The organism is Streptomyces sp. NPDC057474 (genome assembly GCF_042802555.1).
Lineage (GTDB): Bacteria > Actinomycetota > Actinomycetes > Streptomycetales > Streptomycetaceae > Streptomyces.
In genome coordinates, this window is the sequence record NZ_JBHVDX010000043.1 from 17,266 (window position 1) to 30,040 (window position 12,775).

At 67.0% G+C, this 12,775-nt stretch carries 14 protein-coding genes; 3 read left to right on the forward strand and 11 right to left on the reverse strand.

Annotated features, from left to right (window positions below; all coding sequences use genetic code 11):
- Nucleotides 1-97 precede the first annotated feature (97 nt).
- Nucleotides 98-1,822, forward strand: a complete 1,725-nt coding sequence (gene metG / locus ACFU53_RS15340; protein ID WP_383991309.1) for a methionine--tRNA ligase — start codon at nucleotides 98-100, stop codon at nucleotides 1,820-1,822.
- Nucleotides 1,823-1,854: 32 nt separating this feature from the next.
- On the opposite strand, the gene ACFU53_RS15345 is transcribed toward metG, so the two are convergent.
- The 6 genes from ACFU53_RS15345 to ACFU53_RS15370 are packed head-to-tail and all read right to left on the reverse strand — an operon-like array spanning nucleotide 1,855 to nucleotide 7,662.
- The gene (locus tag ACFU53_RS15345) at nucleotides 1,855-2,493 is read right to left on the reverse strand and encodes a histidine phosphatase family protein (RefSeq protein WP_383991311.1); all 639 of its coding nucleotides are present in this window, start codon (nucleotides 2,491-2,493) and stop codon (nucleotides 1,855-1,857) included.
- 22 nt (nucleotides 2,494-2,515) lie between these two features.
- A complete protein-coding gene (locus ACFU53_RS15350; RefSeq protein ID WP_383991314.1) occupies nucleotides 2,516-3,070 on the reverse strand; it encodes an FkbM family methyltransferase in 555 nt (184 codons plus the stop codon).
- Entirely contained in the window at nucleotides 3,022-4,617 is a 1,596-nt protein-coding gene (locus ACFU53_RS15355; RefSeq protein WP_383991317.1) for a hypothetical protein, read from the reverse strand. The genes ACFU53_RS15350 and ACFU53_RS15355 overlap by 49 nt, the downstream gene beginning before the upstream one ends.
- A gap of 6 nt (nucleotides 4,618-4,623) precedes the next feature.
- Nucleotides 4,624-5,766 carry a glycosyltransferase family protein gene (locus ACFU53_RS15360; protein ID WP_383991320.1) on the reverse strand — a complete coding sequence of 381 codons (1,143 nt, stop codon included), beginning with the start codon at nucleotides 5,764-5,766 and terminating at the stop codon, nucleotides 4,624-4,626.
- Between the two features lie 13 nt (nucleotides 5,767-5,779).
- Nucleotides 5,780-7,096 (reverse strand): N,N-dimethylformamidase beta subunit family domain-containing protein, encoded by a 1,317-nt coding sequence (locus ACFU53_RS15365; protein ID WP_383991323.1) that lies wholly within the window; start codon nucleotides 7,094-7,096, stop codon nucleotides 5,780-5,782.
- Nucleotides 7,093-7,662, reverse strand: coding sequence for a class I SAM-dependent methyltransferase (locus ACFU53_RS15370; RefSeq protein WP_383991326.1), 570 nt, complete (start codon nucleotides 7,660-7,662; stop codon nucleotides 7,093-7,095). The genes ACFU53_RS15365 and ACFU53_RS15370 overlap by 4 nt, the downstream gene beginning before the upstream one ends.
- A gap of 380 nt (nucleotides 7,663-8,042) precedes the next feature.
- Here ACFU53_RS15370 and ACFU53_RS15375 point away from each other — a divergent pair, with 380 nt between their 5' ends.
- Entirely contained in the window at nucleotides 8,043-9,083 is a 1,041-nt protein-coding gene (locus ACFU53_RS15375; protein WP_383991329.1) for an AAA family ATPase, read from the forward strand.
- Nucleotides 9,080-9,664, forward strand: a complete 585-nt coding sequence (locus ACFU53_RS15380) for a guanylate kinase (protein WP_383991332.1) — start codon at nucleotides 9,080-9,082, stop codon at nucleotides 9,662-9,664. The genes ACFU53_RS15375 and ACFU53_RS15380 overlap by 4 nt, the downstream gene beginning before the upstream one ends.
- Nucleotides 9,665-9,700: 36 nt before the next feature.
- Here the strand turns inward: ACFU53_RS15380 and ACFU53_RS15385 are convergent, their stop codons facing one another.
- The 5 genes from ACFU53_RS15385 to ACFU53_RS15405 form a co-directional block, all read right to left on the reverse strand.
- Complete coding sequence (locus tag ACFU53_RS15385; protein ID WP_383991335.1) at nucleotides 9,701-10,552, reverse strand: DUF1932 domain-containing protein; 852 nt, start codon at nucleotides 10,550-10,552, stop codon at nucleotides 9,701-9,703.
- Nucleotides 10,549-11,214: an HAD family hydrolase gene (locus ACFU53_RS15390; RefSeq protein WP_383991337.1), complete on the reverse strand. Its 666-nt coding sequence runs from the start codon at nucleotides 11,212-11,214 to the stop codon at nucleotides 10,549-10,551. The genes ACFU53_RS15385 and ACFU53_RS15390 overlap by 4 nt, the downstream gene beginning before the upstream one ends.
- Nucleotides 11,215-11,425: 211 nt before the next feature.
- Entirely contained in the window at nucleotides 11,426-12,001 is a 576-nt protein-coding gene (locus ACFU53_RS15395; protein WP_383991402.1) for an IS3 family transposase, read from the reverse strand.
- Entirely contained in the window at nucleotides 11,925-12,344 is a 420-nt protein-coding gene (locus ACFU53_RS15400) for an IS3 family transposase (protein WP_383991340.1), read from the reverse strand. The genes ACFU53_RS15395 and ACFU53_RS15400 overlap by 77 nt, the downstream gene beginning before the upstream one ends.
- On the reverse strand, nucleotides 12,341-12,649 hold the full coding sequence (locus ACFU53_RS15405; protein ID WP_383991343.1) for a transposase: 309 nt from the start codon (nucleotides 12,647-12,649) through the stop codon (nucleotides 12,341-12,343). The genes ACFU53_RS15400 and ACFU53_RS15405 overlap by 4 nt, the downstream gene beginning before the upstream one ends.
- Between the last annotated feature and the right edge of the window lie 126 nt (nucleotides 12,650-12,775).

A 12,775-nucleotide genomic window follows, 5' to 3' on the forward strand; every position in this document is an offset into this window, starting at 1 on the left:
AACGCGATCCGAGTGATCGAAACGGCTGCAGCATCCCGACTTGGGCCCGCCGTGGCACTGCCACCGGCGCCGTACGTACGAAATGGAGCATCCAAGGATGGCTCGACACCTGGTCACCAGCGCGCTTCCCTACATCAACGGGATCAAGCACCTGGGCAACATGGTCGGGTCGATGCTTCCGGCGGATGTGTACTCCCGGTACCTCCGCCAGCGCGGTCACGACGTCCTCTACATCTGTGCCACCGACGAGCACGGCACGCCGGCCGAGCTGGCCGCCAAGGAAGCCGGGCTCTCTGTTGCCGAGTTCTGCGCTCAGGCACACGACGCGCAGAAGGCCGTCTACGACGGGTTCGAGCTGGCCTTCGACTACTTCGGACGCAGCTCCTCGCAGCAGAACGTCGAGATCACTCAGCACTTCGCACGCAGGCTGAACGAGAACGGCTTCATCGAGGAGCGTGCCATCCGGCAGGTGTACTCGCCGGTCGACGGCCGTTTCCTGCCGGACCGGTACGTCGAGGGCGCCTGCCCTCACTGCGGCTACGACAAGGCCCGCGGTGACCAGTGCGAGAACTGCACCCGCGTCCTCGACCCGACCGACCTGATCAACCCGCGTTCGGCGATCAGCGGCTCCACGGAGCTGGAGGTCCGCGAGACCAAGCACCTCTTCCTGCTGCAGTCCAAGCTCCAGCACGAGGTCGAAGCGTGGATCGACGCGGTGAGTGAGGAGTGGCCGCAGCTGTCCTCGTCCATCGCCCGCAAGTGGCTGACCGAGGGCCTGCACGACCGGGCGATCACCCGCGACCTCGACTGGGGCGTTCCGGTCCCGGCCGACACCTGGCCCGATCTCGCGGCCGAGGGCAAGGTCTTCTACGTCTGGTTCGACGCCCCGATCGAGTACATCGGCGCGACGAAGGAGTGGGCGGACGCCGCCAAGGACGGCGAGACCCGTGACTGGAAGTCGTGGTGGTACGAGGCCGACGACACCGTCCGCTACACCCAGTTCATGGCGAAGGACAACGTCCCCTTCCACACGGTGATGTTCCCGGCCACCGAGTTGGGTGTGCGCGAGCCGTGGAAGAAAGTCGACTTCGTCAAGGGCTTCAACTGGCTGACGTACTACGGCGGCAAGTTCTCCACGTCCCAGAAGCGTGGCGTCTTCACGGACGCCGCCCTGGAGACCCTTCCCGGTGACTACTGGCGCTACTTCCTGATCGCCAACGCCCCGGAGTCGGACGACTCGTCGTTTACCTGGGAGCACTTCACCGCCACGGTCAACAAGGACCTGGCCGACACCCTGGGGAACTTCGTCAACCGCGTGCTGTCCTTCTCCCGTAAGCGGTTCGGCGACGAGGTGCCGGCGGGCCACTCGGGCGGCGAGGCTGAGGCGAAGCTGGGTGACGAGATCGCGCGGCTCCTCGCCGAGTACGAAGAGCAGATGGAGGCCCTCCAGTTCCGCAAGGCCGCTGCCGCTCTGCGCGCCCTGTGGTCCGCGGGCAACTCCTACCTGGAGGAGAAGGCCCCCTGGCTGGAGATCAAGACCGACCCGGACGGCGCCGCGCTGACCCTGCGCACCGCGATGAACCTGATCCACCTGTACGCGGTTGTCTCCGAGCCGTTCATCCCGGCCACTGCTGCTGCCATGCGCGGAGCCTTCGCGCTGGAGGGCGACACCGCGACCTGGGTGACCGCCGAACAGGCCAAGACCCTGGGCGCCGTCTCGGCCGGGACGGCGTTCACCGTTCCGCCGGTGCTGTTCGCGAAGATCACTGACGAGGACCTGGAGTCCTACCGCGTGCGCTTCGGCGGTGCCGAGGACGCCTGACCGTTGCTTTCGCACCCGTACCGCTCCCGCTCTCATCGGGCGGTACGGGGGCTGAGGCGGCCGGGCAGTTCTGCGGCTGGCACGTTCATCAGCCGGATTCGAGGGGCCTTGTCGTCGACCTCGACCCATGTGACGCCTGCGGATCCGGGGACGTGATCCAGGTAGCGGTCGAAGCCGTTTCCCGTCAGCCGCAGCAGCAGGCAGGCGATGCCGCCGCCATGGCCGATGAGGATGGTCGTACGGTGCGGCCCTGCACAGACTTCGTCCCAGAGGTGCACATAGCGGCTTTGGACATCTTCGGATGACTCGCCGCCCGGTGTGCGGAGCTGGTGGATGGGGACACCCTGGCGGGTGGCTTCGGTTGCTGCGAGCTCCCTGGGCCGGCCACCGAGATGGCCGCTGTTCTTGGCGGCCAGGCGCTCGTTAACGCGCACGTCGGCAGGAGCGAGCGTGGCGGTCAGCAGTGCAGCCGACTCACGGCAACGGGACATAGGGCTGACGAGCATCTGGTCCACGGTGACCCTGGCCATAGCGAGGCTGTCGCCAGCCTTGCGGATGTCGTCGCTCCCACGCTTGCTGAGCCTGCCGCCGACTGCCTGGCCCTGGTGGATGCCCCGCAGGTTCTCTTCGGTCTCGCCGTGCTTGATCAGGTAGATGTGCTTTGAGTGCATGGCGTGTGTCCCCTTCCTCGGGTCAGTCCCAGTCGCGGACGTCGACGCAGGCGGATACCGCGTTGGCAACCTGGTCGTGGTCGGCTCGGCTCATGGCGGGGAAGCGGTCGAAGTGCCACTCGATGTACAGGACGGAGACGAGGTTGATCGTCCCGTCGGCGAGCAGCTTGGTGAGCACGGGGTACTCGGCACCCTCGATGTCCATCTTTACGACGACGTGATCGTCCGCAGTGACGGTCCGGCGCAGCCAGGAGCTGAAGTCGGTCGCGGGTACGGAGACCGGTGCGCTGTAGTCGATTTGCTGGTCGTACATCGGCGGCACGCGCTTGCCGGGCATCACGGTTGAGCTCTCGTGGTGGCCGAGGAAGAGGTCGATCGTCCCGTCGTGGGTCCATACCGCGCTGTGGGAGATCTCGACGCGGGGCGAGTGAGCGGCCTGTTCGACTTGCCGGCGGATGGAAGGCATCAGGTTCTCGTTGGGCTCGAACGCGTAGAAGTCGTGGTCGGGGAGCTCGTGGATGAAGCGGTTCAGCACGATTCCGAGGTTCGTGCCGCAGTCGACGAAGACTTTGCGCATGGAGTACTCCCGTGGTCGGCGCTGGGTGCCAGGAGGTCGATCTCCTGCACTGTGCGGTTGGTGAGCTGGACGAAGTCGCCGGTGGCTGGGCGGTAGCAGCGTTCCTCGTAGCGGATCGTGATGCGGCGGACAGGTTCCTCACCGCGGTAGGGAGGAAGATCGCCCCATCTGTAGAGCTGGCCGCCCGGGGCTTTGAGGTGGCGCAGAGGCTGGGGCAAAGGGCTTTTCCGAGCACCGGCGTTGAGGCGGGTGAACATTTCGGTCAGGAAGGCGATGTGCTCGCGCGCCTGCTGCTTGTCGGCCTGCACATGCCCGTAGGTCTGCTTGAGCGTGTGCAGCTGACCACGGTCGCCGTCCGCCTGGACCAGAAGATCGCGGAGTTCCCGGTCCCAGACGATGCCGAGATGTCCGTGGAGGACGGGTTCGTCGGTGAGGAAGTAGCCCAGGACACGACCGTACTCACGCTCGTACGGGCACATGAAGTCGTTGTAGAGACCGAGCCTCGCTCCGGAGACGGTCTCCACCTGCCAATGGACGCGTGCCGTGAATGGGGAGTCCCACCAGCCCAGGTGCCAGGGCTGCCACAACAGGTCGGCGGTGCTGAGCAAGAGCACGGCGAGGGCGATCAGTGCGGCGGGCCAGCCGAACGCCGTGTCGTACTCCGCACCGGGAAGCAGCATGATCGCAATCCCGAGGGCGATGCTGGTGCAGATGTTCTCCCAGAAGAGGATGCCGGAGGCGATCGCGACGATGACGTTGAAGAGGGCGGTCGCCAACAGGGCGGCGATCAGGAGCCGACGGTCGAGGAAGGCGATGAGCCCAGCGGCCTCGACGGCCATCGCGAGGAAGTTGACCGGACGATCGAGGGTGCGCGCACGGCGCAGCACGCGGGACGCGGTGTCGGTCGGAAGGAAGCGTGCCCAGCCCCAGGAGTACGCGGAGGCCATGAGGTAGTGGGTGCGGTTGTGCCAGGCCCATGACCAGGGGTACGGCCCGAGACGGGCCTTGCTCCAGGCCGGTTTGACGTAGTGGGAGAGCGAGACACAGCCGAGCACCAGCAGAAGTACCGTTGCGGAACACGAGGCGCCGAGGGACATTGCCACGAAGAACCAGGCGAGGTACGCCTTGAGCAGACGCAGGGGCATCATCGCGTGGTGCTTCCAGCCGCGCAGCCTGCCGCAGTACACGGCCATCCATGGCAGCAGGGCCGCCGGCCAGAGGCATGAGGCGGCTGCGAGGAGGAGCAGCAGCCGCTTGTCGAGGCGCTGGGCCTCGACGGGCTCCGTGACGTCGTAGTCGCTGGTCGCCCCCTGCCAGGTGAGCAGCGCGATCAGGAAGATGACGAACCAGCGCAGTGGGCCTGGCTCGGGCAACGGCCGGAAGACGGCCAATACGATGGGGGTTACGCCCGCGATCACGGCCAGCAGGATCGAGCGCCGGCGAGCGAGGGCTCGTACGGCCGGAGAGACCGCGAAGCGATAGCAGACCACTACGGCGGCCACGGATACCCCGACGTCCACGTATGCGGGGAGTGGAGGAGTCGCCATGACCGTCTACCGCGCGGATCGTGTGAGGGGTCGCTGACTGGCTGCCGGCAGACTCTCCAGGTAGGAGGCGATCCGCTCCCGGGGGTCGGCCACGAGGTGCTGATCTCGATGGCGCACGACGTTGTTGCGAAGTTCCCGGCTCCGGTCGAGGAAGTCAAGTACCGCTCCGCGGTTGATGTGCGGAGCTGCGGTGCCCAGTTCCGCTTCATCGACGACCCTGGCGCACCAGTGCTGGTCGTAGGTGGGCAGCGGAATCAGATGGACCGGTTTACCGAGGACGAAGGCTTCGCTGATGAGGTTGAAGCCGGCATTGGAGAAGACCGCCTCGGATCGTGCCATGTCGGCGATGAACGCCTCGCGGTCGAAGGTGCAGACCTCGATCTTGCCGTCGGTGTACTGGCGCAGGTTCCCGATCTCTGCCGCCTGCGCGTAGATACGCAGGGAGCGACCCGGGACGTGGTTGCAGAAGACCTCGACGAGGTTGCGGACGGACTCCTCCGGGCCGTGGTCGAAGTAGCGCGAGAAGTAGGCCGTGGCGAGAGGCTCGGTGGTGACCGGTGCGGAGCGGACCACTTCCGGGACCACAGGGGCGATGAACTCCACCTGTCCGTCGCCGCCCTCCAACGGGACGTAGGAGCAGATGAAGGACCAGTCGACATGGGGTGCGAAGTAGCGCAGTCGCTGCTCGTCGGCGGTACGGGCGTACCGTCCAACAGGGGGCAGGTCGAGGTGCCGGTATTTGCTCTGCTGGTCGACGGATATCAGCGGTTTGCTGAAGTGGTAGGCCAGGCGAGGGGTGTTGGGCTCGTAGTCGGTGACGAACACGTCCGGGATACCGGTGTCCCGGATGGTCCGGCGAAGCCGCAGGTGCTTGGCGACGCCGACGGGTCCCTGCCAGATGTTGGCGCGTACGGCGTCGCTCGCGTGTATGCGGTCACCCCGGGCCAGGAGGGTCGGCATCCACCCGTCCCACGCGGGGAAGCCGAGGTCCCGGAAGTACTCCACGCGGGCCGAACCGTTGGTGATGATCCGCACTTGGTGTCCGCGGTCGCGGAGGTACTGGGCGATCACACTCTGCCTGACGGAGTGCCCCATGCCGATGCCGTTGACGCCGATGACCACGCTGAGCGGACGTGTGTACCCAGACATGTTGATCCCTTCGTCAGGAGAGCCGAGTGATGACGTTGCGGGTGATGGAGGCGACCTGGGGGTCGGTGGCGAGCAGACGAGCCCAGTCGGTGGTCGCGGCAGTGAAGACGGTGCCGGCTGCGGAGTAGACGCCGAGAGTGGCCGCGCGGGGGCTGACCATCGGCTCCCGGGCCGCGAAGTTCCAGTCGGAGGGCAGCTGCGCGATGCCGAGGATCTGGAAGTCCTTCGGCGTTCCGTCCTGGCCTGTTGGACGGGGCCGGCCGACCGTGTCGAGCTCGTACGCTGCCCCGTCGCATTCGTAGCCGATCAGGGCAGCCCCGCCTCCGAGGATGTCGCCGGTCTTCAACCCGGTGCCGGAGAAGATCCAGTGGTTCCCGTCGACCACGGTGAACCCGAGTGGTGCCCGCGGGCCGTCCCAGTGGCCACCGCCGTTGCGGTAACTCACCCCGAGCAGAGCGTTCTCGGGCTCCGACTCCCACCAGTGGTCCGGGCAGCCGTACGAGCTGTCCGGGTCCGTGCCGACGGAGGCTCCGGGAGGAAACTTGGCGCAGCTCAGCCCGGCGCCGCCCGGGGCGACATCCACCCGCCACCAGCACGTATTGGCACCGAAGTTGGCGATGTTGCCGCCGGCGTCCCGGAAAGCGGTGATGTTCCGGCGAGCGTCGGTGCTCCAGTACTCGTCATGCCCGGCGGAGACCAGAAGGCGGTGTCCGTCGTCCAGGTACCGGCCTTCGTGGAGGTCCAGGTCGGTGCAGAAGTCGCTCTCTATCCCGTTCTCCTCCATCCACGCGATGAACGGGGCGTCCCAGTGCGCGAACGTCTGCCGGAGAGAAGCGGAGTCGTAAGGGTCTGGCAGTCCCTTGACTGGACCTCCGACACCGCCTCCGGGGCGACGCATTGTCACGTGGGAGGCGCTGTACAGGCTGCCGCCGCCTGCCGTGTTGTACGCCTGGTAGGTGAAGGTCGGGATCTTGTAAAGGACCTTGCGGCCCGAGGAGGTGGCGGGTGTGACGACCAACAGGATCCGCGCCTCGCGAGAATCCATCGTCGGCGTGGAGGAATTGGGCTCCGTGCTCAGGACCGCGATGTAGACCCCGGACCGCCAGTCCTGCGGTACAGGGAATTCGTAGGCAGGCCACTGCCAGTCCCTGTCGAACGTTCCGGGATCGGTGGCGCGGCCCGGCCACTCGGCGGGCCCTGCGTACTGAGGAGTCGCGCCCCAGCGATAGAAGTCGACGCGGAACCGAGGGGCCGATGTGGCGATATGCAGCTGGATTACCTCGCCGGCGCGGACGCTCGGTCGAGCGGGGTAGCCGTTGATGCTGGTCATTCGCTCCCCCGGGGACGGGCAATGCCAGCGAAGTGATACGCATCGATCGGCTCGATGTGGGCCTCCCAGCCCAGGTCATTCAGTTGCGAGGTGAGGCCGGGGGCGTCATACAGCACCTTCACGGCGAGATGTTGAGATCCGTCAGCGAGCTTGCGACGCACAGTCGGCACCCGCGCCTCGGCGACAGGTTCTTCGATCTCCGCCTTCGCGGTTGAGTCATCGAGGAAGGCAATGCAGCCGCCCGGCTTCAGCGCCCGTCGCATCAGGTTCCAGAAGGCTTCCATCGCCATGGGCGGCACGTGGCTGAGCCAGAAGGCGAAGAAGACTGTGTCGTACTGGCGGTCCGGCTCCCAGGTGAAGATGTCCGCTTCGATGAAGCGAGTCGTCGTGCCCCGCATCCGGGCCTGGGCGATACGGAGCATCTCCGGTGCGGCGTCCAGCGCGGTCAGGCTGCGTGCACGGTCGACGAGCAGCTGGGTCCACTGGGCCGTACCGCAGGCCATCTCCAGGACATCGCCGCTGACGGGCAGCTTGTCGAGAACTTGCATGAGCCGGGGCGTGGACATGCGCTCGTCGTATGTGTCGTCGTACTCCGCGGCCCGGGTCCGGTAGTAGTCGATCTGGCGCTGTGACCAGTCGGGGTGCTCCGGGGCCTGCGCTCTCGTGTCGGGCACGGTCGCCTCTCATTCCACGTCGCGGTGCCGTTGCCCTGTTCGCCGCTCCGGGCGCACAGGGCGATCGAGACTCGGGAAAACGCCGTCCGAGCTCGTAGGACAATGGGCATCGAGGCGGCTGGACGACCACCGCGTCGGTGCATCAATGACACCGGCAGAGCAGGGTGGGGAGTATCACAAGCAGTTGTCGTTGCTGCTCATCGGCGGGCGACCTGACTTTTCAACATCTGCTTACACATGGGTTCATGGGCGGCAGACTTAGCCTCCGGATCATGACTAGAGATGGGCAGGCGATAGCAGACGTGGGCAGGAACCGTCCGGGGTGGCGGCCGGAGAAGCTGAAGGAACAGCGGGAAGCACACGGCCTGACCCTCGAAGGTGCGGGCGAGCGGCTGCGCGAGGTGGCCGGGGCCGCCGGACTCGCTGCGCCGGCGGCCAACTTCCAGACCCTGTGGCAGCACGAGCAGGGTGAGGTCTATCCCGGCCCGCACTACCGCCGGGCGTACTGCCTGCTGTACCGCGCCACCGAGCCTGAACTGGGCTTCCGCAGCCCGCTCCCCGGCGAGGCGACGCGGCTTACCTTCACGGCGTCCAGTGAGCTGCACAACGGGACACAGGTCTTGGCCGTCGAACGCGCGCTGCACCAGCTGACGCCCGCGACGGAGGAGGTCGACGGACTGGGTGTACAGCAGCAAATCCTCGACGCCTGGAAGCGCAGGCACACCGGCGGCGACCCGAACCGGCCCACGCTGCTGATGGTCGGCGGCTACGCGGGAAGCGGCAAGTCGGAGTTCGCGCGCTTCCTCTCACAGCTCACCGGATGGCCCGTACTCGACAAGGACCCGATCACCAGGCCGCTCGTCGAACGCCTCCTCGTGGAGATGGGCAGCGACCCCAACGACCGCCACACGGACGTGTACCGGGAGAAGGTGCGCCCGCTGGAGTACCAGTGCCTCCTGGAGACCGCGTACGCGAATGTCGACTGCGCCATCAGCACCGTCCTTTCGGCGCCGTTCGTCGCCGAGGCGACCGACGAGCGGTGGATGCGACGCCTGATCAACCGATGTGAGGCGCGCGGAGTCACCGTCGCGGTGGTGTGGATGCTGTGCGACCTCGACACCATGCACGAGTACATCGGCTTCCGATCCGCCGCCCGGGACAGCTGGAAACTCCAGAACTGGGACGCGTACGCGGCCGGCCTCGACCTCGACCTGCGCCCCGTAGTGCCGCACCTCGTCGTCGACAACCGGCTGGGCGCGGCCATATCCCTCACGGACCAAGTGCGACAGGTCTTGGGGACGGTGTTCCAGTGACCGCTCCCACGCCTGCCTCCCAGAACCGCGGGATCCTGCTGTACGGACCGCCCGCATCGGGCAAGGACACAGTCACTGCAGCGCTCGCGGAACTCGACTCCCGTTATTTCCCCTTTGCCCGCCTCAAGATCGGAAGCGGCCGGACGAAGGGCTACCGGATGGGCATCCAGGAGCAGCTGGCCGAACTGGAGGCGCGCGGCGACGTCATCTACCGCAACGACCGGTACGGCAACATCTACGTCGTCGACCGGCCCGGCCTGGAGCACGCCATGGAAGGCGGCAGGGTCCCCGTCGTCCACATCGGCCAGATGGCGGGCATCGAGCAGGTCACCGCCCGATTTCCGGCGCACTGGGCCCGCGTACTTCTGTGGTGCCCCAGGGAGACCACTGCAAGGCGCTCACTCCTGAGGGGCGACACCGACACCGATGCCCGGCTGGCTGCCTGGGACGCCACACAGGCCGATCTTGCGGCCCATCGGCACGCCGAGTGGGACGTGCGCGTGGATACCGAGGAGACGACGCCCCGTGAGGCAGCGAAGAGGATCCACGATGTGGTGTGCGCTGCGGGGCGTTCGGCCTGAGAGCGGGACGCGACAGGTGTCGTGGATGGAAGCCGATCAGCTTGCCTGATCCGGATCCCCTTCCGTTCGCAGGGCATTCAGTGCTTCGGCGATATCCAGGTGCTTGTCCCTGCTGGCGTCCCACCGGGCGAGCGTTTCAGCGGCGGCGTGCATGAGGGCGTCCGGTAGCCGGGCGTCGGCCAGCAGCGCTGCCGTGTCTTCCAGCTCCGGTCCCCAACGCCAGGCGCGGGCCGCGGTCTTGGGGATGTAGTTGGTCTCCACGAGGTAGCTGCGGGTGCGCTCAGCCGCTATCGTCAGCAACTCGTCTGAGACGCCGTATGCGTCGGCCGCTCCGTACGCCACGGCAGCCAGGACACGGGAGACCTTCTGGTAGCTGGAGTACGCCAGCTTGAGCGCGGAGGCTTTGCCGATCTCCTCGCCGAGGAAGTGCGTTCGCACGGTGGTGTCCGTAAAGAGGGCCTCCACCTTGGCGGCTTCCTCGCCTGGGCCGGACACGTACAGCGTCGGGGACTTTCCGTCGACGGGCGGCGAGCCGACCACGGCTGCGTCGAGGACCACGCTCTGTGGAAGGCATTCGGCGATGCGGCGCATGCGCTCCGGAGCGATGGCGTTCGCCTCCACGTACGTCTTGCCTGCGAAGCCCTGCTCCGAGACCTGCGCTGCGATGTCCTCTGCTGCAGCCGGAGGACACAAGGCCAGGAGCACGTCCGCGCGGGCCACGAGCGAGGGAAGGGTGTCGGCTTCGAGTCCTGCCTGCTCGGCCCGCCGGGCGGAAGCGTTGCTTCGGCCTTGCGGGCACCACAGCACAGTGATGCCACAGGCACGCAGCTGGCCGCCGAACGCGGCTCCCATGCTGCCGGGGTGCAGCAGCCCAACTACGGCTGTCACGTGGTACTCCTCGTAGCGCTGTCGGACAGGAGCAGTTCAATGGCCGCACGGGTGTGCTGGACCCGGTGATCAGGCTCGGGAAGGTCCGCCGGCCAGCGAGAACCATTGGCGATCCAAATGGTGCCGAGCCCTGCAGCCCGGCCGCCGCCGACGTCGTTCACCGGGTTGTCACCGACCATCCAGCCGCCCGCGCTCAATGTGGTGCCACAGCGCGCAGCGGCCCGGGTGAAGTGCTCTCGCTCCGGCTTACGGGCGGCGACCTCCTCAGAGATGCAGATGCCCTCCACACGAGAGTGAATGCCGGTGGCCCGCAGCTTGGCCGTCTGGATGTCCGTGGCGCCGTTGGTCGCAATCCCGATGCGCCAGCCGTGCCTCCGTAGCTCGTCCAGGCCGGTAAGGACGTCGGCTGGACAGGACACCATGGCGGCGATGTCGGCGCAGTACGACCGCCACAAGTCGTCCGTCGTGCTGGTCAGCCGGTACCGGGTGCGGATCTCCTCGAAGCTCGACGGGTAGGCACGCTCGCCGAGCAGGGCAAGCAGCTCCTGTCGCGCCTCGTCGCCCAGCCGGTGGCGGGCGACGAAGACCCCAACCCAGTCCGTGAGCGTACCGCGCCGGTCCACGAGTGTGTTGTCGAGGTCCCAGAGTACGAAGCGCTGCACACGGCGCACTCTAGCGACCCCTGAATCCTGGTCCAGACACCAGGCACGGAGTACTCGGCCGGTCGCGAACGCTCGATGTCGGCGGCCATGCGACGTGTACCCGGCCTGCTGCAGGAAACGCCTGCATATGAAGATGCTGTGATGAGATCATCAGGCCATGCACGCCTTTATGTCCCACAATGAGGTTCCCCCGGCGTGCGGGAGGTGCTGATCAGCTGGTCAGGGCGGGTTGACGGGGTTTCAGGTTCGTTCGTTCGGCCGTTGCCTGGTCGGCGTAGTGCTTCTCCTCGAACTCGATCGGGCTGAGGTAGCCGAGCCGCTTCTGGATGCGCCGGGAGTTATAGAAGCCGTCGATGTACTCGAACAGCGCGAGGTTCGCCTCGGCCCGGGTGGCGAAGACGCGGCCGCGGATGCACTCCGTCTTGATGATCATCCACAGGTTCTCCGCGAGAGCGTTGTCGTAGCTGTCCCCGACCGAGCCCATGGATGCTCCAACTCCCGCTCGCAGCAGCCGAGTTGTGAGCTTCACGGATGTGTATTGACAGCCGTGATCCGCATGGTGGATCAGCTTGCCCGGTTCGACTTCCCGGCTCGCGAGCGCGTACTCGAGGGTGGTCAGGACCAGGTCGGCGTCCGCGCGGGCGGAGGTCTCCCAGGCGACCACCCGGCGGGAGAACGCGTCCCGGATCGCCGAGAGCCACAAGGGCCCCTCACCGGTGGTGATCATGGTGAGGTCGGTGGCCCACAGCCGGTTCGGCGCGGGTGCGGTGAAGTCCCGCTCGACCAGGTCCGGGGCGAGTGTGGCCTTGGGATCTCGGCGCGTGAAGACGGCCCCGGCGTGGGCTGATCCCTGCGATCTCGGCCTCGTGCATCAACCGCTCGACCCGTTTGCGGCCCACGTGGACGCCCTCGCGCTTGAGCACGGCGTGCACGCGTGGCGAGCCGTAGATCCCGCCCGAGCCGGCGTGGATCTCCTTGATCTGCTCGGTGAGTTCCACGTCGCGGCGCCGGCGTTCGCACGGCTCGCGCTCGGCGCGACGCCAGCGGTAGTACGTCGAGGAGGCGATGGAGAGTTCCCGGAGTACGCACTCGACCCCCAGGTGCGGGTGCTCGTCAACGAGCGCCGTCACCTGGGCCGGGTCGGGTCGAGCTGCGCCGCGAAAAAAGCCGAGGCCGTCCGCAGGACCTCGTTCGCCCGTTTGAGCTGGACGTTCTCCTTGCGCAGCGCGGCGAGCTCGGCGCGCTCGTCGGTGGTCAGCCGGTCATCGCGCTCGCCGGCGTCCGCCTCGGCCTGGCGGATCCAGCCGCGCAGGGCCTCCAGATGCACGCCGAGGTCGACGGCGAGCTTCTTGATCTGCGGCTTCGGCTCGGCGGTGCGGTACATCCGTACCGCACGCTCACGCAACTCCAGCGAGTACTTTCTGGGAGCAGCCATGGTCGATGTTCCTCTCATGAGTCCCATCTGACCCTCTGTCAACACACTCCGCATCTCGGGGGAACCTCACAACCACCGGGACAAGCCGCATGTGACTCCCTTCGCCGCCCGGATGAAGCTGGCCGG

Excerpts from the sequence above, each read along its gene's own strand:
- ACFU53_RS15405 (WP_383991343.1), bottom strand. The coding sequence starts at position 12,649 with ATGGCTGCTCCCAGAAAGTACTCGCTGGAGTTGCGTGAGCGTGCGGTA.
- ACFU53_RS15375 (WP_383991329.1), top strand. The coding sequence starts at position 8,043 with ATGACTAGAGATGGGCAGGCGATAGCAGACGTGGGCAGGAACCGTCCG.
- ACFU53_RS15370 (WP_383991326.1), bottom strand. The coding sequence starts at position 7,662 with ATGTCCACGCCCCGGCTCATGCAAGTTCTCGACAAGCTGCCCGTCAGC.
- ACFU53_RS15345 (WP_383991311.1), bottom strand. The coding sequence starts at position 2,493 with ATGCACTCAAAGCACATCTACCTGATCAAGCACGGCGAGACCGAAGAG.
- ACFU53_RS15350 (WP_383991314.1), bottom strand. The coding sequence starts at position 3,070 with ATGCGCAAAGTCTTCGTCGACTGCGGCACGAACCTCGGAATCGTGCTG.
- metG (WP_383991309.1), top strand. The coding sequence starts at position 98 with ATGGCTCGACACCTGGTCACCAGCGCGCTTCCCTACATCAACGGGATC.
- ACFU53_RS15355 (WP_383991317.1), bottom strand. The coding sequence starts at position 4,617 with ATGGCGACTCCTCCACTCCCCGCATACGTGGACGTCGGGGTATCCGTG.
- ACFU53_RS15365 (WP_383991323.1), bottom strand. The coding sequence starts at position 7,096 with ATGACCAGCATCAACGGCTACCCCGCTCGACCGAGCGTCCGCGCCGGC.
- ACFU53_RS15360 (WP_383991320.1), bottom strand. The coding sequence starts at position 5,766 with ATGTCTGGGTACACACGTCCGCTCAGCGTGGTCATCGGCGTCAACGGC.